This is a genomic window from Paraburkholderia sp. SIMBA_030 (genome assembly GCF_046535245.1).
Classification (GTDB): Bacteria; Pseudomonadota; Gammaproteobacteria; order Burkholderiales; family Burkholderiaceae; genus Paraburkholderia.
On sequence record NZ_JAWRXB010000002.1, the window covers coordinates 448198 to 473498 of the forward strand.

Here is a 25301-nt window from a genome sequence, read left to right on the forward strand (position 1 = left end):
GACTACCAGACGAACGGTATGAAGCGGTAGTGCACGCGGGTCATGTAGTCGGCGTAGCCGTCGAGTTGCGATGCCAGCAAGCGCTCCTCACGCACTGCACGCCAGCCGAGAGCGATCACCATGAGCGGCACGCAAGTGAAACCCCACCACGAACCGAGCAGCAAAGGCGTGCCGACGAAGAACAGCAGCGCGGCAGCGTACATCGGGTGACGGACATACGCGTAAAGGCCGCTGTCGACAACCTTGTGACCGCGGCTCGTCTGGACTTTCACGACCGGGGCGGCGTAGCTGTTCGCCTGGAACACGAAGCGGCACATGAAGATGCAGAGGAACACGCAAAGCGAACCGAAACTCACCAGCGGCACCGGCAACGGCGCCGACCAATGGAAGCGCACGGCGTCGAGCCCCATCACGATCAGCCAGCCGCACCACACCAGCGCGACGACCATCATGAAAAAGCGGTCCCAGCGGCTTTGTTGCGCCTGCAGGAACGGCGCAAGACGCTCGGCGAGCAAGCCGGGATCGTGGCGCGCGAGCCAGAAGCCGATCCATAGGCTTAGCACGCCTATCTCGAGCAGATACCACCAGGCGGCCGGCCATGCGAGCGTGCCCGCCGCGCCGAACAGCAGCACGCCCATGACGGCCAGCGAGATCAACGTTTGGAAGACGAGGCGTTTGATCATTGTTTTAGGTGGCGCTCGCCGCTGGTTTTTAGGTGACGCTCGCCGCTGGTGCGCGCACGCGGTCGAATATGCCGGCGATATCGATGTCGCCGGTGTTCAGGCCGAATCGATCGCGCAGGCAGGCTGCGAGTTCGTCTGCGGTTTTGAGTTGCCGTGCGCTGATTATTTCGCCGTCCGCAGCGCGTTCGTTGAGTTGGTCGTTGAGCAGCGTCAGGCGCGATTGCTCCAGTACGCGGCAGACGATCAGGTTGCTCGCGAAGATTGAATCCGGCGAGGTCGAGGTGTACCAGTTGGAGGTTTCGTAGTCGATCCACTCGACTGGGTGCAGATCGAAGCAGTAGACGCGGGACCAGGTATTGTCTCTCGCCTGCACTTCGAGGTAGAGCGCGTCGTGCGACGCGTCGGCGAGACGGAAGGTGCCTAGCTGGGTCTGCTGCGCGATGCCTGGGGTCAGGCGCAAGGGCGCTGTTAGCGTCACGCTGCCGAAGCCGACATCGGCGATCCATTGTGTTTCGTTGTTGTCGTTGCTTTTGTCGATGTCGACGCGGAGGATCATGTGCGTGCGGGGTGGGATTGCTTCTGGTTCGCGGCCCCACAGGACTCGGCCTATCAGCGGCGTTATTTTGAAGCCTAATTGCTTCAGCACGCTCGCGAAAAGTGCGTTTTGTTCGAAGCAGTAGCCACCGCGGTTTTGGGTGATTAGCTTTGTCTCTACCGATTCGAGATCCAGTTTGACCGGTCGGCGCGATAAAGGATTGAAGTTCTCAAATGGAATCGATCGAGGGTGGAGCCCGTGCAGCTCTTGCAGGACTTCCAGCGTTGCCGCGCGCGGGCCTTTGTAGCCTATGCGGGTGAAGTAGTGGTCCAGATTCACTGTGTGTGGCATCGGTGTCGTCCTTTTGAGCACCGGGCGCTTATGGGTTTTGCCCTTCGGTGCAGTCCAGGGTGATGATCATAGCTTTATTGGATCGATACTTCAGAACACCGCTCGCGGGGTCTCGCCCTTCAGCGCGAAACCCCGCCGTTCAACCTGTTTTACTGCCCGCCCTTCAGCGCCGCCGTCGCTATCGACGGTACGCTGATGCCGCGACTCGATGCGAACTGCACCGCCGAACTAAGCGTCGACATCAACGATTGCAGTTGGCCCGGCGCCGATTGCGCGATATATGATGCGGCCTGCGCCGTCTGCGGGTTCATCCCCGCCTGCAATAGCGACGAAGGGTTCATCTGGCCAATACCGCCCAGCCCGGACTGCAAGCTCGAATACTGGCTCACGCCCTTGCCTAACGACGACAAGCCGTCCGTGAACGCCTGCTTGTTCAGCGGTGTCGCCGACGCCGCGCTGCTCGCACGGTTCGCGAATGCCTGGGTCAGCGTCTGCGATAACGATTGCTGCGTACTGCCCATTTGCGTCAATTGACTGACCGACGGCGTTCCGCCACTCAGCAATCCCGCCGCCTGTTGCGCCTGGCCCGCCGCGCTGCTCAATCCCATCGCCGAGGCAAGACTCGATTGCCCACTCAGCACCTGCTGGTTCGCGCCGACATACGTCTGCAGCAACTGCGACACACCACCCGATGACGCCGTCGCCCCAGCATCCGCCGAACTGTCGCCGCCTATGCCGAACTGCTTCAGATTCAACTGCGCGTTCGATACGCCGCTCACCAGCAAACCACCGCTAGCAAGCAGCGAAAGCAAAAGGATGCGTTTCTTCATCTCTATCTCCTGACATTGGCGTTTCGAGGTACTCGTGCGCTTCGACACCCCCTCACGCCACACGTTCGATATGGCTTAAACCATACCGATAAATTACACATAGATTCGATTTTTATTACGCTCAAATGCTGTTTCGCAGCAGTGCATAAATATCGGCATTACGTCTCGGAAATATTGATGCGAATCATTCTCATTTGTGTTGACGTATCCATGCCGCATGCGTACGATCTCGCCATCCGCTGCATCAGGCGTCGCGAACCGATGCGGTAAGTCGCAGGCACGCAGTCATATAACGCCGCGATGGTTAGATCAGTCGATACAACACAACACAATAAGGATTTCGATGAAGTTCGCCCAGTCCAACGGATCCGCCGCTCACGCACGCTCACGCCGGGATGCCGCTCCATACGGCCGCGCCGCGCGCCGCTCGCGCGCGCCTTCGATGCGTCGCGCCGCCCTCTGCACCGCTTTCGCATGGGCCTCGCTGACAGCCGGCGCGGCCATGGCCGAAGCCAATCCCGATGCCGCGCCGGAAGCGCCGGAAGCCGACCTGAATATCAAGGCGACCCAAACGAGCCAGTGGACCGGGTTCTGGAATCGCCAGACCATGCTCGGCGACATGGGCGGTCTGCGCCCCTGGCTCGGCAAATACGGCATCACGTTCGCGCTGACCGAAACCAGCGAACTTCTCGGCAACGTGCGCGGCGGCCTCGATCGCGGCGTCGCCTACGACGGTCTGACGACCGCCGCGGTACAGGTCGATACGCAAAAAGCGTTCGGCTTGCCGGGCGGCCAGTTCAACGTCAGCGCACTGCAAATTCACGGTCGCAATCTGAGTTCCGACAAGCTCGGCACGCTGAATACGGCGAGCGGTATCGAAGCGCAGAATACAACCCGTCTGTGGGAGCTCTGGTATCAGCAGTCGTTCCTGAACAAACGGGTCGACGTCAGGATCGGCCAGCAAAGCATCGACCAGGAATTCATCACCAGCACGTATTCGGCGCTGTTCGTCAATACGATGTTCGGCTGGCCAGCCCTGCCGTCGTACGACATGCCCAATGGCGGCCCGGCTTATCCGCTGTCGGCCCTCGGCGTGCGCGTGCGCGGCCAGATCACGCCTTCGTTGACGGCGCTCGCGGGCGTGTTCGACGGCGATCCGCTCGGCAACAATCCGAACAACAGGAGCGGCACCAACTTCAACCTGCATAACGGCACGTTGTTCATCGGCGAATTGCAGTACGCCATCAACCAGCCGGCCGACGGCGAAATGGTCGGCGCGAGCGGCGGCGGTTTGCCGGGCACCTACAAGATCGGTGTCTGGTACCACAACGGCAGCTTCGCGGATCAGCGCTACGACAACACCGGTTTGTCGCTGGCGAATCCGGCAAGCACCGGTATCGCCGCGAATCATCGTGGCGACTACAGCTTCTACGCGGTGGCCGACCAGATGATCTGGCGTCCGAATCCGGACGAAGCGCGCAGCCTCGGCGTGTTCGCCCGTGTGATGGGCGCGCCGGGCGACCGCAACCTGGTGAGCGTCGCGGCCAACCTCGGCATCGTGCTGAAAGCGCCGTTCGCAGGCCGCGACAACGACAGCGCCGGCCTCGCGCTGACCTACATCAAGGTCGGCAGCCACGCGCACGGACTCGATCAGGATAACCTGGCATTCAGCGGCGGCCCATACGGCGTACGCACCAGCGAAACCGCGCTTGAAGCGACCTACCAGTATCAGGTCAACCCGTGGTGGACGCTGCAAGCCGACGCGCAATACACGTTCAACGCCGGCGCCGGCCAGAACCCGAGCGATCCGACGCAGCCGCTGCGCAACACGTTCGTCATCGGCGTGCGGACCAACATCACGTTCTGACGCCGTTAGCGCCATTTACACACGCTCCCGATCAATCATGCTTTCGAACATGACCGCATTCACCGCTTTGTGCGCAGGCACGGAGGCTCATTCATGAACAACCGCACGCGCAAATTTTCGCCGCGCGCCGCGCGGGCCCTGGTCGCCGTCACTGTCAGCGCCGCCGCGTTCGCGACGGCCGGCAGCGCGCACGCCGAGCCGCAGGGTTTCCTTGAAACCGTCAAGCACCACACCACGCTGATCAACACCGTGCCGGTAAACGGCGACCAGAATCCGTACGCGGTCGTGGTCGCGCCGGTCACGGCGGGCACCGTCAAGCAAGACGACGTGCTGGTCGGCAACTTCAACAACTCGACCAATCTGCAAGGCACCGGCAGCACGATCGTCGACTATCGCCCGGACACGAAGCAGATGACGGTGTTCGCCACGGTGCCGCGCGATCTGAAGGAATGCCCGGGCGGCATCGGCCTGTCAACCGCGATGACGATGCTCAAGTCGGGCTACGTGATCGTCGGCAGCACGCCGAGCAACGACGGCACCACCGGCACCAAGGGCGCCGGCTGTCTGATCGTGATCGATCCGAACGGCAAGGTCGCCTCGACGATCGTCAGCCCGAACCTCAACGATCCGTGGGGCAACATGGCGGTCGTCGACAACGGCAGCAGCGCGACGCTGTTCGTCAGCAACGCCGGCTTCGGCGTGGGCGGCGCGAACGGCAATCCGCCGGTGTTCAAGCAGGCCACCGTGCTGCGTCTGGACCTCGACGTGCCGGCCGGCAAGCCGCCGGTCGTGAAGAAGGAAACGGTCGTGGGCAGCGGCTTCGGCGCGCAGGCCGACAAGGGCGTGTTCCTCGTCGGTCCGACCGGTCTCGCGCTGTCGGCCGATCGGAAACTGCTGTACGTGTCCGATGCGATCGGCAACCGCGTCACTGAAATCGACGATCCGATGACGCGCGACACCAGCGCCGGCGTCGGCCGCCAATTGACCGCCGACGGCCTGCTGCACCGGCCGCTGGCGATGGTCACCGCGCCCAACGGCCACCTGCTGATCACGAATGCGTTGAACGGCCAGGTCGTGGAAATCGATCCGGCCAGCGGCAAGCAACTCTACGCCCGCTGGATCGACACCGACAAGGCGCAGGCGCCGCCGGGCAACGGCGACCTGTTCGGCATCGCGATGACACCGCAAGGCGACGGTTTCTACTACGTGCAGGACGACGTAAACACGCTGGTGCTGGCGAAGTAAGTGAACGCGAGTAAGCGACGCAAACCAGGCAAACCCCAAGGCCAAATCAAGACTAAGTAACCATGGCAAACAATCATCCGTCGCGGCCCGCAAGGCGCGGCTTTCTCAAGGCGGGCGGCGCTGCGGTAGCGGCTGGCGCGAGCCTCGGCGCGGGTCTGGGTACGCCCCAGGCCGCGCTCGGCAAGACACCGGCGCACAATGCCGAGCCGCACATGGCGGTCGAGCCGTTCTACAGCGCGCATCAAGGCGGCATCGTCACGCCGCAGCAGAGTCACACGTACGTGGCCGCGCTCGATCTGACCACCGACAAGCGCGACGACGTCATCGCGCTGCTGCGTGCCTGGACCGACGCCGCCGCGCGCCTGACGCAAGGCGCCACAGCCGCGCCGTTGCCCCCGGGCGACGCGGGCGCAGATAAGGCCGCGCCCGATTCCGGCGATGTGCTCGGTCTCGGCCCAGCCGGTTTGACCATCACATTCGGCTTCGGCCCGGGCCTCTTCACGCATGAAGGCAAGGACCGCTACGGCCTCGCCGCGCGCCGCCCCGCCGCGCTGGTCGATCTGCCGCGCTTTAACGGCGACCAGCTGATCGCCGGGAAGACCGGCGGCGACCTGTTCATCCAGGCATGCGCGAACGATCAGCAAGTCGCTTTCCACGCGGTGCGGCAACTGGCGCGTCTCGGCTACGGCGTCGCGGCCATGCGTTGGGGACAGTCCGGTTTCCTGTCGGGTCCGCGCGGGCAGACGCCGCGCAATCTGATGGGTTTCAAGGACGGCACCAACAATCCGTCGACCGCCAAGCCGCAGTCGATGAACGAGTTCGTGTGGGCCGGCGCCACCGCCGACGCGCCGTGGATGGAAGGCGGCACCTACACCGTCGTGCGCCGCATTCGCATCACGCTCGAACACTGGGACAACACCGAACTGGGTTTCCAGGAGCAGGTGTTCGGCCGTCACAAGTACAGCGGCGCGCCGATCGGCAAGAACAACGAGTTCGACCCGGTGGATCTCAAGGAAGAGGACAAGGACGGCAATCCGGTCATTCCGGAGAACTCGCACGTGCGCCTGTCGAATCGGGCGAGCAACAACGGTGCGCAGATTCTGCGCCGCTCATACTCGTACAACGAGGGCACGAACTTCTACATCGAGCGCTGGCCGCCATGGCGCCAGGAAACCGAATACGACGCGGGGCTGATTTTTGTCGCCCACCAGAGCGACCCGCGCACCGGCTTCATTCCGATCAACGACAAGCTCGCGAAGTTCGACATGATGAACCAGTTCACGACGCACGTCGGCAGCGCGGTGTTCGCTGTGCCGCCGGGCGCGAAGCCGGGTTCGTATATCGGCGCAGGGCTGTTCGAGACATAATGGCAGCCGCCAGACGATCAGCAAAACAAGCAGAGAAGATCAACTATTACATCATCAACGGACTTTAGGATCATGGCTCATTCCTGGTTTGTCACCCGCCTGCGCCTCGTCAGCAGCGCGGTCGCGCTCACGCTGGCCGCGCTCGGCACCGCGCCGACGGCGGCTCACGCTGCGTCGATCACGCTGTACAACGCGCAGCACGAACAGGTCGTCAATCTGCTCGCCAAAGACTTCGAAAAGCAGTCGGGCATTTCGGTAAAGATCCGCAACGGCGAAGGCCCGGCGATGGCCGCGCAACTCGTCGCGGAAGGCGCCGCCACGCCCGCCGACGTGTACTTCACGGAAAACTCGCCCGAGCTGACGCTGCTCGAAGAGAAAGGCCTCTTGAACAAGGTCGACGGATCGACCCTCGCCACCGTGCCGGCGCGCTTCAACTCGCCGACCGGCGCATGGGTCGGCGTGACCGCGCGTGAAAGCGTGCTGGCCTACAACACGACCAGGCTGCAAGCATCGCAACTGCCGCAATCGCTGTTCGATCTGGCCAAGCCCGAATGGAAAGGCAAGGTCGGCATTGCACCGAGCGACGCCGACTTCCTGCCGCTCGTGAGCGCAGTGCTCGCGCTGAAGGGTGAAGCGCAAACCGTCCAATGGCTGAAAGGCCTGAAAGCCAACGCGCAGATTTTCGACGACGAAGAAGGTGTGGTCGCCGCGGTCAATCGCGGCGGCGTAGCGACCGGTGTGATCAACAACTACTACTGGGACCGTTTGCACGCCGAACTCGGCGACGCGAAAACCCGCAGCGCGGTTCATCACTTCGGCAACGGCGATGTCGGCGCGCTGGTGAACGTGTCGGGCGCGGCAGTGCTGAAGTCCGCGCACAACACGGACGGCGCGCAGAAGTTTCTCGCCTATCTGGTCAGCGAACGCGCGCAAAAGTTGATGGCGAACAGTCACGTCATGTTCGAATATCCGCTGCATGCGGGCGTCGCGCCAGACCCGATCCTCAAGCCGTTCGCCGAACTGAGCCCGCCGTCGCTGACGATCCAGCAACTCGGCGACGACAGCCAGGCCGGCAAGCTGCTGCGTCAGGCAGGCTTGCTGTAAATGAGCGATGCCGTGTCAGCCGGACCACCGGTTGTAACCCCACCCCCGGCGCGCGCCCACTCGCGCGCGCCGCGTGGTTTGTTTGCGGCAGCAACACTCAGCGCTTTGCTGGTGTTGCTGCCGATTGCGTTTACCTTCTGGCGGGCGGCGAGCTTCGGGATCGCCGAGGCGGTCGACCTGATCGTCCGGCCATTGGTGGGTGAACTGCTGGTCAACACGCTGCTGATCGCCGTATCGACCACGCTTGTCTGCGCTGTCATCGGCACGGCGGCCGCATGGTTCGTCGAACGCACGCATCTGCCGGGACGCCGCGCGTGGGCCGTGCTCACTGCCGCGCCGCTGGCGATGCCGGCCTTCATCTCGAGCTATGCGTGGGTGTCGTTGAGCCTCGATTTGCAGGACTTCGCGGGGGCGTTGCTGGTGCTGACGTCCGCGTACTTCCCGCTGGTCTATCTGCCGGTGGCCGCCGCGTTGCGCGGCATGGACCCGGCGCTCGAAGAAAGCGCGCGCGCGCTCGGCTGCAACCGCTGGGCCACGTTCACTCGCGTGGTGCTGCCGCAATTGCGCCCGGCGCTGCTCGGCGGCATGTTGCTGGTCGCGCTCGGCGTGCTGTCCGAATTCGGCGCGTTCACGCTGCTGCGCTTTCGCACCTTCACGACGCAAATCTACGCGGAATATCGCACCAGTTTCGATGGCGGCGGTGCTTCGCTGCTCGCCTGCCTGCTGATCGTGATCTGCCTCGTCGTGCTCGCGTTCGAGTTCCGTGTGCGCGGCGCGGCGCGTTATGAACGCGTCGATCGCGGCACGCGCCGCGCGGTGCTGCGCTACGATCTCGGCGCATGGCGCTGGATCGTGGTGGCCGGCTTTGCCGCGCTGGCGATCGCGACGCTCGGCGTGCCGCTCGGCATGGTCGGCTACTGGCTCACGCAGCCGGGCGCTGCCGCCGTCACACCGGCTGACGTGTCGCCCGAGTTGCTGTTCGACGCGACAATCTCGTCGCTTGGATTCGGCCTCGCCGCTGCTGCACTGACCACGCTGCTGGTCCTGCCGCTCGCGTTCCTGCTAGTGCGCTATCCGACGCGTTTCGCGACGCTGTTCGAACGCACGGTGTTTCTCGCCCAAGGCATTCCGGGACTGGTGATCGCGCTGGCGATCGTCTCGCTCGCGGTGCACGCACTGCAACCGCTTTATCAGAGCACGACGCTGCTTATCATCGCGTACGCGATCCTGTTCATGCCGGTTGCGTTGGTAAGCGTGCGCGCCGCTTTGCTGCAGGCACAACCGCGCCTTGAAGAGACCGCCCGCGCGCTCGGCCTCGGCTGGTCGCAGACCGTTTTCCGCGTGTTGTTGCCGCTTGCCGGCCCGGGGCTCGGCGCGGCGGCGGCGATGGTGTTCATCTCGGTCGTCACCGAACTCAACGCGACGCTGCTGCTCGCGCCCATCGACACCCAAACGCTCGCGACACAAGTCTGGGCCGACACATCGACGATGGCCTTCGCCGCCGCCGCGCCGTATGCGGCACTCCTAACCGGCATTTCGCTGTTCGCCTCCGGCCTGCTGTTCGCGTTGCTCGGCAAATCGGCGCTGCTCGGCGAGCGCGGTTGACGCACGCCGCTTTTTCCATCGGATTCTCATGAGCGAACTTCGTATCCGCGGACTGCAAAAATCGTTCGACGGCCATCCGGTGCTGCACGGCATCGATCTGTCCATCGAGCGCGGCGCGCTCCTCGCGTTGCTTGGGCCGTCCGGCAGCGGCAAGACCACGTTGCTGCGCCTCCTGTGCGGCTTCGAACGCGCGGACAGCGGCACCGTCGAAATCGACGGACGCCGCGTGGCCGGCGAGAACCTGCATGTCCCGTCCGAACAACGTCACATCGGCTATGTGCCGCAGGAAGGCGCGCTGTTTCCGCATCTTTCCGTGGCGGACAATATCGTGTTCGGCCTGCCGCGCGCACAACGCCGGGCGCGGCATCGCGTGTCCGAATTGCTCGAACTGGTCGGCTTGCCGGCGAACTTCGGCGAGCGCGCGCCGCAGCAACTGTCCGGCGGGCAGCAGCAGCGAGTCGCGCTGGCGCGGGCCCTCGCGCCCTCGCCGGCGCTGGTGATGCTTGATGAGCCGTTCTCGTCGCTCGACGCGGCATTGCGGCTCGAAACGCGGCAAGCGGTGGTGAGCGCGCTGGCCGCGACCGGCGCGACCGCCGTGCTGGTCACGCACGATCAGTCGGAAGCGCTGTCGCTCGGCCATGAAGTCGCGGTGCTGTGGCAGGGCAAGCTGATTCAGACGGCGACGCCGGAGACGTTATATCGGCGGCCTGTCACGCGAGAACTGGCGTCGTTTGTCGGCGAGGCGGTGTTGTTGCCGGGAGTAGCCGAACAGGATCGCGTGACGTGCGAATTGGGTGAACTGCGCTTATGCGCCCCGATGGATCATGGCGCCGTCGACGTGATGGTGCGCCCTGAACAGATCCGTCTGTTGCGCGCGGGCGAAACGATGGCGAATGGTGCGGCGTCATACGAAGCCGTCGTGCAGGACGTGATCTTCCAGGGGCAGGACGCAGGGGTTGCGCTGCAATTGCAGTCGCCCGCGCAGACCGTGGTGCGCGCACGCGTGCCGGGCTATCTGACGCCGCGGCCAGGCGAGCACGTGCGGCTCGCCGTCGACGGCGATGTGACGGCCTATCCCCGCGGCTAGCTGACACGAATGAGCGCCACAACTAAGCGATACGGTTAAGCGACACGGTTAAGCGACGCAATCAGGCAACACCGTTGAGCGGCACCGCGGTGCGTCATCTGGCCACCGTTACGCGGACGCCGCCGCACCCGGCGCGCGCGTCTGCGGACGCAGCGACAAGTCCTGCACCATCTGCGCGGCCAGATAATCGCACGTGGGCCGGTCCGATTTGGCGCTGCGCGCCACCACGATTTCCAGCGGCGCGATTTTCGGCAAACCTTGCGCTTCGCCGAGAATCGCCAGCCGCGGCGGTACGCTGCAACGCGTCAGCGCAATCACCGACAACCCCGCATCCACGGTCGCCACGAGACCCATCAGACTCGCGCTGCTGAACGCGGCCCGATAACGGATCCGCGCGCCGTCGAGTGCGGCCAGCGTATGCTGCCGCGCGACACATCCAGGCTCGTAAAGTCCCACCGGCAACGGCGACGCCGCCAGCACCGGCGTATCCACCGAAGCCCCCACCCACACCATCGGCTCGCTGCGCACGAATTCGCCGCGCAACTTGCGGTCGCGCGTGACGAAGGCAAGATCGATCTTGTTATCGGCCAACATCGGCGCGAGCGACGTGCTCTGCGCGCAGACGATCTCGATCTCCACGTGCGGATACAGATTCGAAAAACGCCGCAATACCGGCGACAGCAACGACGACACGTAGTCGTCCGGCGCCCCGAGCACCACGCGCCCGCTCACCTCCGGCCGCACGATCGCCGACCACGCTTCCTCATGCAAAGCCAGCACGCGCCGCGCGTACTCGAGCAGCGTATTGCCGGGCCGCGTGAGCGAGAGATTGCGCGTGTTGCGGGCGAACAGCGTGGTGCCGAGCATAGTTTCGAGCCGCTTGATCTGCATGCTGACCGCCGCCTGCGAGCGGTGCACGGTGGCTGACGCCTTTGTGAAGCTGCCCGTTTCCACCACCGCGACGAAAGTCCGCAGCAGATCGACGTCGAATTCGGGGTGCATGATTTATCAATCCAGCTTATGGGATTTCTCAATTTAATTCGTTTGCCGGTGCCATGCAAGCCACGCAATACTTGAGACTCACTGCCACGGAGCCGCTTCGCATGTCCCTCACCCCACGTCAACAAGGCGCCATCACGCTGGCCAGCGGCGGGCTATTGATGGGCACGCTCGGCATCTTCGTCGAGGAAGCGCGGCTCGGTGCGCTCACGCTGGTGTTCTTTCGCTGCCTGTTCGGTTTTCTTGCGCTGGCGGCGTATTGCGCCTGGAAGGGCTTTTTCACGCGAGCGCATTTCACGCGGCGCACGGTCGTGCTGGCGCTGATTTCAGGCGTGCTGATGGTCACGCAGTGGGTCGGCTTCTTCGATGCGATTCATCGCACCAGCATCGCGGTCGCGACAGTCGTGTTTCATGTACAGCCATTCTGGGTCGTGCTGATCGGCGCGGCGCTCTTCAAGGAGCGACTCGGGATGGACCGGCTCGGCTGGATCGCGACGGCATTCGTCGGGCTCGTACTCGCGTCGGGCGTCGCGGCGACCGACAATCTGCAAGGACACACGAGCTATCTGATCGGCATCGGCGAAGCGTTGGCAGGCTCGGTGCTGTATGCGAGCGTCACGCTGATCGCCAAAGGGCTCGGCAGTTTACGGCCGCACCTGCTGACGCTCGCGCAGTGCTTTGTCGGCGTGGTGTGCCTGCCGTTCATTGCGCCGCTCACCGCCGTGCATATCGGGCCGATGCAGTGGTTCTGGCTGGTCGGCATGGGCGTGTTGCACACGGGGCTGTCGTATGTGCTGATCTACGGCGCGCTGCCCAAGCTGACGACGCCGGTTATCGCCGTGTTGCTGTTCGTGTATCCGCTGACGGCGATCGTCGTCGATGCCATCGTGTATGAGCGGGCGCTGTCGCTGCCGCAACTCGCGGGCATGGCGTTGATCGTCGTCGCGAGTCTGGGCGTCAATCTCGGCTGGCCGCTGCTTTCGATGTTGCGGCCCGGTGGACGGGCGCGGCGTCACGCCGATTGAGTTTGCACCGCGCTGCTTGCAGGCGGACCGCGCGCGACTGGGCTTTCAGGTGCCGCCGGCGTTGCAGGCGTTGAACGATAAACCGGGCGTTGCGCCCGGTTTTTTCAGTCGTCGTAGTGAAAGCATCTCACTGCGGCAACACCTCCCCCTTTGTCTCCGGCGCAAACGGAATCACGAACAGGCCGACGATAAACGCCAACGCCGTCAACGCCACCGGCACGCCGAGCGTATGCATATGCAGCACGGCCGCCCCAAGCAAAAAGTTGACGCCCGCGCCGACAAACCGCCCGAACGACGTGCAGAACGCAAACGCCGTCGCCCGCACGCGGGTCTCGAACTGCTCCGGCAGCCACAAACTAAACAACGCGAAATTACCGCCGAAAAATCCCAACACGAAGAGCCACGCGATGAACGGCGCAAGCCCATTGGGCAGATAGAACGCCCAGCCGAAACTGCCGGCGATCGACACCGCCATACCCGTGAAGTAAACCGCCAGCGTCTTCTTGCGGCCAATGCGCTCGGCCAGCAGCGGCAACGTGAGACAGCCGAGAATCGTCGCAATCGACAGCAAGCCGGTGGCCAGCGACGCGGTTCTGATCGCATCGTTTTTCCCCATGCCGGCTTTCGTCGCCAGTTGAATCACCGCTGACGGCTCGTACACCGCGCCCGCCCACAAGCCGACGATGGCGATCGTCAGCAGAATGCACGCGACCCACGTGCGGCGCCGGTAAGCCGGCCCGAGAATCTCGCGCAACGGTTTGACGTGCACGGTGCTCGCGTCGGCTTTCTGCCACTTCTCCGACTCTTTCACGCGCAGCAAGATCAGAATCGCCACTACCACCGGTACCGCGCCGGTCAGGAACATCGCGCGCCAGCCGTAATGCACGCCGATCGTGTAATTGAGCGCGGCGGCCAGAAAGAAGCCGGCGTAGTAGCCCGTTTGCAAATAACCCGCGCCCATCTTGCGGCGATCTTCCGGCCATGACTCGGCCACATACGTGCCCGCCAACGCCCACTCGCCGCCGATGCCGACGCCGGCAATGAAGCGGTAGATGCCGAGCTCCCACACGTTGTGCGACGTCGCGGCGAGCCCCGTAAAAATGGCGAACGTGAAGATCGTGCCGGCCAGCACTTTGGTGCGTCCAAAGCGGTCGGCGAGCGGTCCCCAGATGAACGACAGCCCCCACCCGACCAGAAACAGCGCGAACAGAATCGAACCGGCAAGGCCCACGTTCGCGGGCGTCGCCGCATAGCCCGAGCGCGGCAATAATTCGGCCAAGGCCGGCGTCAGCACGAGCGCGTAGATGAACGAGTCCATCCCGTCGAGCGTCCAGCCGGCCCAAGCTCCCCAAAAACCTACAATCTGCGAGCGATTGAGCGGCGTGCGACGCCGTGCAACCGGCGTGCTGTCGGTCAGTGAATTCATCATGCTCCTCCGGCCTTACTGTTGGCGTATCTGACGATGTAATGGGAACGACGGGATGGCGCGCTTGTGACGAAGTTGAATTGCCCTGTGGCAACCACGGCAAGGGACAGTGCCGACGGCCCGATAGAAAACATTCCGGGTTTGCCCGCCTGTAAAACGCGTATTTTTATATATAATATTTGATCTTATGAGCGACGTAATAGATGGTTTTCCCCTGGACGCTCCGGCGCGCACCCTGCTTCTCCCAGCGGCGGCGGCGCGCGAAAGCACGTCCCGCGTGATCGCGGAGGCGCTGCGCGCGGCGATTGTCGACGGTACGCTGGCGCCTGGCGCGCCGCTGCGGCAAGACGCCATTGCGCGGCATTTCTCCGTTAGCGCCATTCCTGTGCGCGAGGCGCTGCGCCAGCTGGAAAGCGAAGGCTGGGCGAAAGCCGCGGTGCATAAAGGCGCAACCGTCGCGCCGCTGTCGGCGGATGAAGCGCGCGAGATCTACGAGATCCGCTCGGCGCTGGAGAGCCTCGCCATCGGCCTCGCGATTCCGCATCACACCGCCGCCACGCTGCGCGAATCCGCTGACCTGTGCCACGCGGCTGAACGTGAAGCCGACCCGTCGCTGTACGTCACGCGCAACGCCGCGTTTCACATGAGCCTGTATGCGCCCGCTGCCCGTCCGCAACTGGAGGAGATGATCGGCACCTTGCATCGGCGCGGCGAACGGTATCTGCGGCTGAAGTTCGGGTTGCCGTCGTACAAGGGCGAATCCGACGAAGAACACGCCGCCTTGCTCGACGCGGTTCAACGCCGCGATATTCCCGCTGCGCAAGCACTGGTGGTCGCGCATCTGCTCGGCACCGGCGATCTGCTCCACCGTTTCCTGACTGAACGCGCGCAGGCGGAAGCCGCGCTAGCGAATCAACCCAAGCCGCGCACCAGACGCACGCGCACCACCTCCGGGAGCTGAATCCACCGATGAACCGATCCGCCGAAGCGTCACCCCCAACCCGTTCATGGACCACCCGCCGCGACGAAAAGAACCGGCGTCTGGCCGCCGTTGCACCGTGGCTGGAAGACGGCGTACTGCCGGCCCACCGCATCGTCGATGCGCTCGAAACGTTGATTCAACCCGGCGACCGCGTCGCGCTCGAGGGCGACAATCAGAAGCAGGCCGACTTCCTGTCGCGCTCGCTCGCCAAGGTGGACGCACAGAAGATTCACGACGTGCATCTGCTGATTTCGAGCATCAGCCGTCCTGAACATCTGACGCTGTTCGAGCGCGGCATCGCGCACAAGGTCGATTTCTCATTCGCCGGACCGCAGAGTTTGCGGGTCGCGCAACTGCTCGAAGACGGCCAGCTGGAAATCGGCGCGATTTATACCTACGTCGAGTTGTACGCGCGGATGTTCGTCGACCTGACACCGCACGTCGCGCTATTGTGCGCGGAGAAAGCGGACCGCCACGGCAATCTGTACACCGGCCCGAATACCGAAGACACGCCGACGATCGCCGAAGCCGCCGCGTTCCGGCATGGCATCGTGATCGTGCAGGTCAATGAGATCGTCGATGAACTGCCGCGCGTCGACATTCCGGGTTCGTGGGTCGACGTGGTCGTGCAAGCAGACCGGCCGTTCGCCGTCGAGCCGCTCTTCACACGCGATCCGCGCCATATCGGCGACTTGCAGGTGCTCACCGCGATGATGGTGATTCGCGGCATCTACGCGCCGTACGGCGTGACGTCGCTGAATCACGGCATCGGCTTCGACACCGCGGCAATCGAGTTGCTGCTGCCCACCTATGGCGAATCGCTCGGCCTGAAAGGCAAGATCTGCCGCAACTGGACCCTCAACCCGCATCCCACGATGATCCCCGCGATCGAATCGGGCTGGGTCGAAAGCGTGCATTGCTTCGGCAGCGAAGTCGGCATGGAGGCGTATATCGAAGCGCGTCCGGACGTTTTTTTCACCGGCAGCGACGGCAGCCTGCGTTCGAACCGTGTGCTGTGCCAGTTGGCCGGACAATACGGCGTCGACCTGTTTATCGGCTCGACGCTGCAGATCGACGCGGACGCGAATTCATCGACGGTGACGCGCGGGCGCCTCGCGGGTTTCGGCGGTGCGCCGAACATGGGTCACGATCCTCGCGGCCGGCGTCATTCGAGCGAAGCGTGGCTCAAGCTGCTGAAGGATCGAGGGCCGGTCTCGCGCGGCCAGAAGCTGGTCGTGCAGACGGCCGAAACGTACAAAAAAGGCGGCGAGCCGACTTTCGTCGATGAACTCGATGCGATTGCGGTCGGCGCGCAAAGCGGCATGCCGATCGCGCCCGTGATGATCTACGGCGACGACGTGAGCCATGTGGTCACCGAGGAAGGCATCGCACATTTGCACAAGGCCGAAGGCATCGACGAGCGGCGCGCGGCACTGGCCGCGGTGGCGGGCGTGACGCCGATCGGGCTGCGTGCGAAGCCGGAGAAAACGGCCGAGTTGCGCAGGCGCGGCATCGTTGCGTATCCGGAAGATCTGGGCATTCGGCGCGGCGAAGCGAAGCGTTCATTGCTGGCCGCACGCAGCATCGACGATCTGGTGACGTGGTCGGGCGGGCTTTACGCGCCGCCGGCGCGCTTCAGGAGCTGGTGACGATGGCGCCCGCTGTTTTGCTCGAGCGCGCGGATGAATCGTCCCGGCTCGCTACGTGCGATGCCCGGCCTGCAACGGCTGAGCCACGCAGCACGGCAACGCATGAGATCGCTTCCGATGACGCGAAACTTGCCCGGCTCGCCGTTACCGCACTGATCGAAGAAGCTCAACTCACGCCGAAACCGGCGCTAGTCGACCGGCGCGGGAGCGGCGCGCATCGCGACCTCGATCTGACCACCATGCTGCGTTCCGCTCATTCGCTCGAGCCAACCTTCGCGGCGCTCGCACGGGCATCGCGGCGGCGTGAACCGTCCGCGGTTTTGCGCGCCGAACTCGCGCAGATCGGCCGCACGGGCGAAGCAGACATGCAGCGCGCCACCGGCGGCAGCAATGCGCATCGTGGCGCGATCTGGATTGTCGGCTTGCTGGTGGCGGGCGCGTCCGGATCCGGCGGCTCTGCGTCCTTGCCGGCCGTGCACATCTGCACGCGCGCCGCGCGGATCGCCTGCTTCCCGGATCGCTTCGCCGCGCCCACCGGGAGCCACGGCGAGCGCGTGCGTCAGCGCTACCAGGTCGGCGGGGCGCGACGCGAGGCGCAAGACGGTTTTCCGCACGTCATCGACGTCGGTCTGCCCGCGTTGTTAGCGGCGCGCGCTCGAGGTATCGACGAAGACGCCGCGCGCGTCGACGCCCTACTCTCGATCATGGCCTCACTCGACGATACGTGCCTGTTACATCGCGCGGGTTTGCCCGGTTTGCACGCCGGACAACGCGGCGCGCGCCGCGTCCTCGATGCTGGCGGCAGCTCGACCGCAACCGGCCGCGCCGCCCTCGCCGCGCTCGAACGCGAACTGCTGTCGCTCAATGCATCGCCCGGCGGTGCAGCCGATCTGCTCGCCGCCACCCTCTTTCTCGACATGCTGGCGCATCACGACGCCGGCGGGAGCTCAGTCCCATGGAACATCTGACCTTCGACTATCCGGCGCAACGCGCCGTCACGACTCGCGCGCATGTCGGCGTGGTCGGTTCGGGCGACCTTGAAGTGCTGCTGTCGCCGGCCGATAGCACGGCCGCGTTGACCGCGCACGTGGTCGTGCGCACCAGCGTCGACGGCTACAGCCATATCTGGAAGAGCGTGCTCGACCGCTTCTTCACGCGCTACGACGGCGCTGCGCAAATCGAAATCAACGACTTCGGCGCAACGCCGGGCGTCGTGGCATTGCGGCTCGCGGAAGCCGTCGAGGCCGCCGAAGAGGGAGACGGCGCATGAGCACAATTGCTACGACAGCGACCACAGGTGCCGCGCCGATGCTGCGCGACAGCTTCATCGAACTGCCGGCGCGCGAGCGTGCCCGCACGCTGCTGGATGCGGGCACCTTCCGCGAGTTGCTCGGCCCGTTCGACCGGATCGAGTCGCCATGGCTGCCGCTGCAAGGCGTCGTCTGCCAGGCGGATGACGGCTGCGTGATCGCACGCGGCACCATCGACGGCGAACCGGCCGTGGTGGCCGCGATCGAGTCCGCGTTCCAGGGCGGCAGCATCGGCGAAGTGTCGGGGAGCAAGATTGCCGCCGCGCTCGAAATGGCCTTGCGCGATTGCGAACGCGGCAAACCGGTGCGGCCTGTGGTGCTGTTCGAAACCGGCGGCGTGCGCTTGCAGGAAGCCAATCTCGGCCTCGCGGTGATCGCCGAGATTCAGGCCGCAATTGTCGCGTTGCGCCGGCATGTGCCGGTGGTCGGCGTGATCGCGGGGATGGTCGGCTGCTTCGGCGGCATGTCGCTGGCGGCCGCGCTGTGCTCGTATCTGGTGGTTACCCGACAAGGGCGGCTCGGCATGAACGGCCCGGAAGTGATCGAGCAGGAAGCCGGCATCGATGAACTCGACGCCAGCGATCGCCGGCGCGTGTGGCAGCTGATCGGCGGCGAACAACGGGCGGCGACCGCGCTCGCCGATCGGTTAGTCGACGATCACACGGACGCGGTGCGCGCCGCCGTGCGTTCGGCATTCGCGCAGGGACTGCCGGCTGCGCATCGCAGCGAACAGGTCGACACTTTTCTGAACCGTCTTGCGCAGATCGATCCGGCCAGCGTCACGCCTGAAACGATGCGTGCGGTCTTTCACCCGCGCAAGGAGCAAGCATGAGCGACACCACCCTCAGCCGCGGCGCGCGCTGGTTCCGTGCGTTGGCCGGAGAACCGTCCGGTAGGGCTCCTGTATGGAGCGGCGATGCCCCCCTCGGCGACGAAACCGCGCGTTTCATTACGGTCGTTCCCGATCCCGACAACCGCTTTCCGCGTGCGACCGATAACGTCGTCGGTCTCGAACAAGGCTGGCTGCTCGCGCGTGCGGTGCGCGACGCCATCGCACAGGACGAAACGAGCGGCACGCACCGCCCGATCGTTGCGATCGTCGATGTGAAAAGCCAGGCGTACGGCTATCGCGAGGAGATGCTCGGCATTCACCTCGCCTGCGCCGCGGCCGTCGATGCCTATGCGTCGGCGCGCGCCGCCGGGCATCCGGTGATTGCGCTCATCGTCGGACCGGCGATGTCGGGCGCGTTCCTCGCGCACGGCTATCAGGCCAACCGGATAGTCGCGCTCGACGCACCCGGCACCATAGTTCACGCAATGGGCAAGGAAGCGGCCGCGCGCGTCACGCGGCGCACGGTCGAAGCGCTCGACGCGCTCGGCGAAACCATCGTACCGATGTCGTACTCGATGACCTCGTTTGCCAAACTCGGACTACTGGACCAGTTGATCGAAGGCATCGACGCGGATGCGCCGGATGCGCTGCAGATCGAGCGCGTGCGCCAGGTGTTATCGGACGAGGTTCGCAGCGCGCGAGAGGGCCGCCGCGATCTGTCGCATCGGTTGGAATCGGCGGCGGCGAAACAGAACCGCGCGGCGTCGATCGAAGTGCGGCGGCGCCTCGCCGAACAATGGGATGCCGTGTGATGCACGCATGCGCTGCCCCACCGTTCGCACCCGCTCGCGCGTTAGATGGCGCGTTGGGTTACGACGCGCGCTGGCGGCCGCATGATCTGCTGCGGCTGCGTCGTTTGCAGCGGTTCGACGGCGAACCGGCGTGGGTGCGGGACGCCTTTGAACGCGCGCCGTACGCAGTCGTAAGACGCGCGCCGGCCGCGGAGGGCTTCGTCGCGATCGGTCTGCGCGGTACGGCGCGGTCGCAGCGCTACGGCACATGGGCGTGCTCGGCCGATATCGAGACCGTGGTGGCGCCGGAGACCCTGGCGGAGTGCCGGCCCGATTCAACGCGCGGCACATTGGCTGCCTTTGCAGCCTTCGCGGCATTGCAACGCGACATGGCCGGCGCGCTAGCCGGCTTCATTTGGGGGCCGGCCGGCAGCACGGGTTTCGAACTGGCGACGCAGGTGCCCACTGTCACCGCGTCGAGCGATCTGGACCTGTTGATTCGCACCCCCACAAAACTCTCGCACGACACAGCTGTTCAAATCCTGAACCAACTGCAAGCTCACGCACAACGCGCCGGCATTCGCGTGGATGCGCAACTCGAAACGCCCGCTGGCGGCGTTGCACTCGCCGAGTGGGCAGCGGGCAAAGCACGCGTGATGGCTCGCCATGCACAAGGCCCGCAACTGATCGCCGATCCGTGGGCGCTTGCTCACGGCGATGTCTGATGCTCGCCCTTCTGTTTCCCGGCCAAGGTGCGCAGACCGACGGCTTCCTGCACCGTCTGCCGCAGCACCATGCGATGCGCGAAACGCTCGACGAAGCGTCCCAGGCGCTGGGCATCGATGTGCTGACACTCGACACAGCGGAGGCGCTTCGTTCGACCGTCGCCGTGCAGGTCGGCTTGACGGTCGCGGGCGTGGCCTTCGCGCGTGCGCTCGCGGACGAACACCTCACGCCGGAGATCAGCGCGGGCTTGTCGGTCGGCGCCTATGCCGCGGCGGTCAGTTGTGGCGCGGTTCGTTTTGACGACGCACTACGGATGGTTCGCAAGCGCGCCGAATTGATGGAAACGGCATATCCAGCAGGCTATGGCCTCGCGGCCATATCGGGTTTGACCGAACATCAACTGGAAACACTCGCCGCGCAACATGCGAGCGAAGGCAATCAGCGTGTCTATATCGGCAACGTCAATGCGCCGCGTCAGATCGTCATGGCCGGCGCGAATGGCACACTGGATACGTTTATAGAACTCGCGCTGGCGGCAGGCGCGCGCAAGGCAACCCGCCTCGCGGTGAGCGTGCCTTCGCATTGCGAACTGCTCGCGCATGCCACGGACGAGCTGGTTGCGTATGCGCGGGATGTGCCTTTTCGCGCGCCGCACAGCACCTATGTCGGCAATCGCGGCGGCCGTCCGTTGCACACGGCGGAGGCCATCCGCGACGATCTCGCGACCAATATGCGCTACACCGTGCGCTGGTTCGACGCGCTCAGCGTGATGCTGGAAATGGGCGCCCACGTGCTGCTCGAAGCGCCGCCGGGCCAGGTGCTGACGGACATCGCGCGCGAGAACTTTCCGGACACCGCGGCACTTGCCGCGAGCACCTTCGCGTTCGACAAACTGGCCGCTACCGTGCGACGGCGCCTCGCACCCGGCGAGCAATAGCAAAACGGGTCATCGCCGCTCGATTAACTGGCGTCCCATCGGCTTTACATAGCGTTGCGGTGATTCTCGCCGCGTTGAAATTGCCCGAAACCAAAGGACGTCAGCTGAGCGCGTGAGATGCAGCGGGTTGCGCTGCTACAACGCCTGCTCCGGTGCGCGTCCGATCGCATGCGAGTCGGACGCCGCCACGTCGCCGCGGCCTTGCCCACGCTCGCGGCCAGGCGTCACGACCGCGCCTGTACCACCTGGCCGCCGCACCGATTTCGCGTGCCGCTCGATCAGCCGTTGCAGCAGGCAGAACGCGCACAGCAACGCGCCGATCACGATGCGGGTCCACCACGAGCTGAGCGTGCCGTCGAAGGTAATCAGCGTCTGGATCGTGCCGAGAATGCCGACGCCGAATAGCGAGCCGATCACATAGCCGACGCCGCCCGTCAGCAAAGTGCCGCCGATCACCGTCGCGGCGATCGCGTCGAGTTCCATGCCCTGCCCCTGCAGGCCATAGCCCGACAGCACGTAGAACGTGAACACCGCGCCGCCGAGCGCCGAACAGAAACCGCTGAGCGCATACACGCCGATCCTCGTACGCGCGACCGGCAAGCCCATCAGCAACGCCGAGCGCGCATTGCCGCCGATCGCATACACGTTGCGGCCAAAGCGCGTGAAATGCGCGACATAGATCGCCGCGGCCAGCGTGACGCATGCGATCAGCACGTTGGCCGTGACCGACCCGATGCCGATATCGAGGCGGAACGCCGAAATCTTCTGGAACGTCGGATCGGTGATGGTGATCGACTGCGTCGTGATCAGGAAGCACAGGCCGCGCGCGAAGAACATGCCGGCCAGCGTGACGATGAACGCCTGCAAGCGGAAGAAGTGAATCAGCGCGCCCTGCACCGCGCCGAACACGGTGCCCATCAGCAACACGATCGGCACGATCAGCCAGACCGGCAGATGCATGTGCTCGGACAGCACGGCTTCGACGATCGTGGTCAACGCCACCACCGAGCCCACCGACAGATCGATCCCGCCGGACACGATGACCAAGGTCATGCCGATCGCGACGATCAGCAGGAACGCGTTGTCGACCAGCAAGTCGAGCAGCACTTGCCACGAGAAAAATCCGGTGTACATCACGGAGCCGAAACCGAACAGCGCGCAGAACAGCAAAATCGTCACGGCAATCGGCAGCGTGCGCGGATCGACGATATGGGCACATGCATCGAGGAGCCGTCTCATCGCGCCACCCCGCGCTGCGTGACGAGCGACATGGCCAGCGCTCGCGCCGACGGCGACTGGATCACGCTCACGGCAAGCACCACGGCCGCCTTGACGACGAGCGTCGCTTCGGGTGGCACGCCGATCGAATAAGTGGTGTAAGTGAGCGTCTGGATGATCAGCGCGCCGAGCACAGTGCCCGCGAGACTGAAGCGGCCACCGAGCAGCGAGGTGCCGCCGAGCGTCACCGCCAGGATCGCATCGAGTTCGAGCAGCAGCCCGGCGTTGTTGCCGTCGGCACTGCGCACGTTCGAGCTGATGAGGATGCCCGCCATCGAAGCGGTCAATCCCGAGAAGCCATACACCGCGAACACGAGCGCTTTCGAGCGCAAGCCGACAAGGCGCGTCGCCACCGGATTCACGCCGATCGCGCGAATGAAAAGCCCGAGCGCGGTGCCTTCGACGAGCACCCCGGTAGCCAGCACGGCAACGCTCGCGATCCACACCGAACATGGCATGCCCAGCCAGTAACCACCGCCGACGAACAGGTAGCCCGGCGCGCCGATTGGAATGATCTGCCCGGCCGTCAGCAATTGCGCGACGCCACGGCCCGCAACCATCAGGATCAGCGTTGCGATGATCGGCTGCATGCCGACGAACGAGACCAGCAGCCCGTTCCACATCCCGCTCAGCACGCCGACGATCAGCGCCGCCACCAACGCTTGCGCGATCAGCCCGGCGCCCGGTGCGGGCTGCGTCGCCAGGATCGTCGCCGCAGCGGCGCCGGCAATCGCCACTACCGCGCCGACCGAAATGTCGATGCCGCGTGTCGCGATCACGAGCGTCATGCCGGTGGCGACGAGCACCAGCGGCGCGGCGCGATTCAATACGTCTATCGGCGCGCCGAACAGGTGGCCATCGAGCATGCGCAGCGATAGAAAATGTGGATTCACCCACAGGTTCAAGCCGCACAACAGCGCCAGCGTCACGCACGGCCAGATCAACGGACGCTCCACGCCGTCGCGCACGAACCAGTTCGATAGCTTCATTCGCCGCTCCCCGCGATGAGTCGATAGATGTTGTCTTCGTTCGAGGCTTGACCGGCCACCTCCGCGATCTTGCGGCGATCGCGCAAGACCGCCACGCGATGACTGACCCGCAGCACCTCGCCGATCTCCGACGAAATGAACAGAATGCTCAAGCCGTTCGCGCACAGCGCCAGCAGGCGATCCATGATGTCGAACTTGGCGGCGACGTCGATGCCGCGGGTGGGCTCGTCGAGAATCAGCAGCTTGGGATTGGTGGCGAGCCAGCGCGCCAATAGCGCTTTTTGCTGATTGCCGCCGGAGAGCAGGCCGATCGGCTGTTCGGCGTCCGTTGCCTTGATGCCGAGCCGTTCGATCCACATGTCGGCCAGTTCGCGCGCGCGATTCCGGCTGATCTTGCGCAACCAGCCACGCCTCGCTTGCAACGCCAGCAAGATATTCTCGCGAATCGACAACTCGGCGACGATGCCCTCCTTCTTACGATCCTCCGCGCAGTAGCCGATGCCGTGACGCACCGCGTCGCGCGGCGAACGCAACCGCACGGCGCGGCCTTCGATCACGATCGTGCCGCTGTCGGCGCGGTCCGCGCCGAACAGCAGCCGCGCGGTCTCCGTGCGGCCCGAGCCGAGCAAACCGGCGAGACCCAGAATCTGGCCCGGCTGCACGTCGAGATCGATCGGCTGCAGCGTGCCGCGTCGTCCAACACCGCGCAGTTCGACGAACGGCTGCAAAGCCTGCTTGCTCGCCGGTCCTTCGCGTACCTCCTCGTGTCCTTCGTGCGCCGCTTCGCGTAGCCGCGCGCTCATGCGCTCGTGGCCGACCATCTTCGCGACCAGTTGATCGGCGGGCAAATCACGCGCGAGATATTCGCCTTCGCATTCGCCATTGCGCATCACCGTAATGCGATCGGAAATGGCGTAGGTCTGCTCGATAAAATGCGTGACGAACAGAATCGCGATGCCGGATTGCTTAAGATGCCGAAGTATTTTGAAAAGCTGGGCGACCTCGCTGTCGTCCAGACTCGAGGTCGGCTCATCGAGAATCAGCACGCGCGCATCGACCGAGAGCGCTCTGGCGATCGCCACCATTTGCTGCACGGCGATGGGATAGGCATCGAGCGATTTGGTGACGTCGAGCGTCACGTCCAGTCGGGCGAGCGCGGATTGTGCGCGCCGCTTGATGTCGGGCCAGTCGATCGCGCCGAAGCGCTTTGGCTGCCTGCCCGCGAAGATGTTCTCTGCCACTGACAGGTTCGGGCACAGATTCACTTCCTGATACAGCGTGCGCACGCCGGCTGCTTCGGCCTCCTGTGGCGACGCAAACGCCACGGTCTCGCCGCCGAGCCGGATCGTGCCGGCGTCAGGCGCGACCACGCCGGTCAGCACGTTAATCAACGTAGATTTGCCGGCGCCGTTCTGGCCCATCAGCGTGTGGATCTCGCCCGGAAACAGCCGGAAGTCGACTCGCTGCAGCGCTTTGACACCCGGATACGTCTTGCTGACCCCGGTGGTCGCCATGATGGGCTCGCGTTCGTTCGAGACGATGCCGGCGCCTTCAACTGCGCCACTGGCTGGCGGATTCGGTTCGGAAGCGGGATGCGTCATAGACCTCGCTCGATCGGCGGTGCGTGGGTTCAGCAGGGTCAGTGGAAAAGAGACCGCCCGCTGCCGAAACAGCCGGGCGGTC

At 64.7% G+C, this 25301-nt stretch carries 23 protein-coding genes; 15 read left to right on the forward strand and 8 right to left on the reverse strand.

The window, feature by feature from the left end:
• Positions 1–2: 2 nt before the first annotated feature.
• The 3 genes from SB772_RS05225 to SB772_RS05235 form a co-directional block, all read right to left on the reverse strand.
• On the reverse strand, positions 3–683 hold the full coding sequence (locus SB772_RS05225) for a methyltransferase family protein (protein WP_410832208.1): 681 nt from the start codon (positions 681–683) through the stop codon (positions 3–5).
• Between the two features lie 28 nt (positions 684–711).
• Positions 712–1569 carry an arylamine N-acetyltransferase family protein gene (locus SB772_RS05230; RefSeq protein ID WP_410832209.1) on the reverse strand — a complete coding sequence of 286 codons (858 nt, stop codon included), beginning with the start codon at positions 1567–1569 and terminating at the stop codon, positions 712–714.
• Positions 1570–1718: 149 nt separating this feature from the next.
• Positions 1719–2399, reverse strand: a complete 681-nt coding sequence (locus SB772_RS05235; RefSeq protein WP_410832210.1) for a hypothetical protein — start codon at positions 2397–2399, stop codon at positions 1719–1721.
• Between the two features lie 343 nt (positions 2400–2742).
• Here SB772_RS05235 and SB772_RS05240 point away from each other — a divergent pair, with 343 nt between their 5' ends.
• From SB772_RS05240 to SB772_RS05265, 6 genes are all read left to right on the forward strand, one after another.
• Positions 2743–4266 carry a carbohydrate porin gene (locus SB772_RS05240; protein WP_410832211.1) on the forward strand — a complete coding sequence of 508 codons (1524 nt, stop codon included), beginning with the start codon at positions 2743–2745 and terminating at the stop codon, positions 4264–4266.
• A 93-nt stretch (positions 4267–4359) separates the two neighbouring features.
• Positions 4360–5511, forward strand: a complete 1152-nt coding sequence (locus tag SB772_RS05245) for a hypothetical protein (RefSeq protein ID WP_410832212.1) — start codon at positions 4360–4362, stop codon at positions 5509–5511.
• A 62-nt stretch (positions 5512–5573) separates the two neighbouring features.
• Positions 5574–6878 (forward strand): iron uptake transporter deferrochelatase/peroxidase subunit, encoded by a 1305-nt coding sequence (gene efeB / locus SB772_RS05250; protein WP_410832213.1) that lies wholly within the window; start codon positions 5574–5576, stop codon positions 6876–6878.
• A gap of 72 nt (positions 6879–6950) precedes the next feature.
• Positions 6951–7982, forward strand: coding sequence for an iron ABC transporter substrate-binding protein (locus SB772_RS05255; RefSeq protein ID WP_410832214.1), 1032 nt, complete (start codon positions 6951–6953; stop codon positions 7980–7982).
• Positions 7983–9587, forward strand: a complete 1605-nt coding sequence (locus SB772_RS05260) for an ABC transporter permease (RefSeq protein WP_410832215.1) — start codon at positions 7983–7985, stop codon at positions 9585–9587. It begins immediately after the preceding gene.
• A 28-nt stretch (positions 9588–9615) separates the two neighbouring features.
• A complete protein-coding gene (locus tag SB772_RS05265) occupies positions 9616–10674 on the forward strand; it encodes an ABC transporter ATP-binding protein (RefSeq protein WP_410832216.1) in 1059 nt (352 codons plus the stop codon).
• A 108-nt stretch (positions 10675–10782) separates the two neighbouring features.
• Here SB772_RS05265 and SB772_RS05270 read toward each other — a convergent pair whose 3' ends face one another.
• A complete protein-coding gene (locus SB772_RS05270; RefSeq protein ID WP_410832217.1) occupies positions 10783–11676 on the reverse strand; it encodes a LysR substrate-binding domain-containing protein in 894 nt (297 codons plus the stop codon).
• A gap of 101 nt (positions 11677–11777) precedes the next feature.
• Here SB772_RS05270 and SB772_RS05275 point away from each other — a divergent pair, with 101 nt between their 5' ends.
• Positions 11778–12698, forward strand: coding sequence for a DMT family transporter (locus SB772_RS05275; protein WP_410832218.1), 921 nt, complete (start codon positions 11778–11780; stop codon positions 12696–12698).
• 127 nt (positions 12699–12825) lie between these two features.
• Here SB772_RS05275 and SB772_RS05280 read toward each other — a convergent pair whose 3' ends face one another.
• On the reverse strand, positions 12826–14124 hold the full coding sequence (locus SB772_RS05280) for an MFS transporter (RefSeq protein ID WP_410832259.1): 1299 nt from the start codon (positions 14122–14124) through the stop codon (positions 12826–12828).
• Positions 14125–14311: 187 nt separating this feature from the next.
• Here SB772_RS05280 and SB772_RS05285 point away from each other — a divergent pair, with 187 nt between their 5' ends.
• Genes SB772_RS05285 through mdcH form a run of 8 tightly spaced genes read left to right on the forward strand, consistent with a single transcriptional unit; the run spans position 14312 to position 21351 of the window.
• Positions 14312–15085, forward strand: coding sequence for a GntR family transcriptional regulator (locus SB772_RS05285; protein WP_410832219.1), 774 nt, complete (start codon positions 14312–14314; stop codon positions 15083–15085).
• Between the two features lie 8 nt (positions 15086–15093).
• Positions 15094–16755, forward strand: a complete 1662-nt coding sequence (mdcA, locus tag SB772_RS05290; RefSeq protein ID WP_410832220.1) for a malonate decarboxylase subunit alpha — start codon at positions 15094–15096, stop codon at positions 16753–16755.
• 2 nt (positions 16756–16757) lie between these two features.
• The gene (locus tag SB772_RS05295) at positions 16758–17723 is read left to right on the forward strand and encodes a triphosphoribosyl-dephospho-CoA synthase (RefSeq protein ID WP_410832221.1); all 966 of its coding nucleotides are present in this window, start codon (positions 16758–16760) and stop codon (positions 17721–17723) included.
• Positions 17711–18025 carry a malonate decarboxylase subunit delta gene (locus SB772_RS05300; RefSeq protein WP_410832222.1) on the forward strand — a complete coding sequence of 105 codons (315 nt, stop codon included), beginning with the start codon at positions 17711–17713 and terminating at the stop codon, positions 18023–18025. The genes SB772_RS05295 and SB772_RS05300 overlap by 13 nt, the downstream gene beginning before the upstream one ends.
• On the forward strand, positions 18022–18897 hold the full coding sequence (locus tag SB772_RS05305) for a biotin-independent malonate decarboxylase subunit beta (protein ID WP_410832223.1): 876 nt from the start codon (positions 18022–18024) through the stop codon (positions 18895–18897). The genes SB772_RS05300 and SB772_RS05305 overlap by 4 nt, the downstream gene beginning before the upstream one ends.
• Positions 18894–19709 carry a biotin-independent malonate decarboxylase subunit gamma gene (gene mdcE / locus SB772_RS05310; RefSeq protein WP_410832224.1) on the forward strand — a complete coding sequence of 272 codons (816 nt, stop codon included), beginning with the start codon at positions 18894–18896 and terminating at the stop codon, positions 19707–19709. Before SB772_RS05305 ends, mdcE begins: the two co-directional genes overlap by 4 nt.
• Positions 19709–20413 carry a malonate decarboxylase holo-ACP synthase gene (locus SB772_RS05315; protein ID WP_410832225.1) on the forward strand — a complete coding sequence of 235 codons (705 nt, stop codon included), beginning with the start codon at positions 19709–19711 and terminating at the stop codon, positions 20411–20413. The genes mdcE and SB772_RS05315 overlap by 1 nt, the downstream gene beginning before the upstream one ends.
• On the forward strand, positions 20413–21351 hold the full coding sequence (gene mdcH, locus SB772_RS05320; protein ID WP_410832226.1) for a malonate decarboxylase subunit epsilon: 939 nt from the start codon (positions 20413–20415) through the stop codon (positions 21349–21351). Before SB772_RS05315 ends, mdcH begins: the two co-directional genes overlap by 1 nt.
• 135 nt (positions 21352–21486) lie before the next feature.
• On the opposite strand, the gene yjfF is transcribed toward mdcH, so the two are convergent.
• From yjfF to SB772_RS05335, 3 genes are read right to left on the reverse strand one after another with little or no spacing between them, the layout of a single operon-like run.
• Positions 21487–22590 carry a galactofuranose ABC transporter, permease protein YjfF gene (gene yjfF / locus SB772_RS05325; protein ID WP_410832227.1) on the reverse strand — a complete coding sequence of 368 codons (1104 nt, stop codon included), beginning with the start codon at positions 22588–22590 and terminating at the stop codon, positions 21487–21489.
• Positions 22587–23618: an ABC transporter permease gene (locus SB772_RS05330; protein WP_410832228.1), complete on the reverse strand. Its 1032-nt coding sequence runs from the start codon at positions 23616–23618 to the stop codon at positions 22587–22589. Before SB772_RS05330 ends, yjfF begins: the two co-directional genes overlap by 4 nt.
• Positions 23615–25219, reverse strand: a complete 1605-nt coding sequence (locus SB772_RS05335; RefSeq protein WP_410832229.1) for a sugar ABC transporter ATP-binding protein — start codon at positions 25217–25219, stop codon at positions 23615–23617. The genes SB772_RS05330 and SB772_RS05335 overlap by 4 nt, the downstream gene beginning before the upstream one ends.
• Positions 25220–25301: the final 82 nt, after the last annotated feature.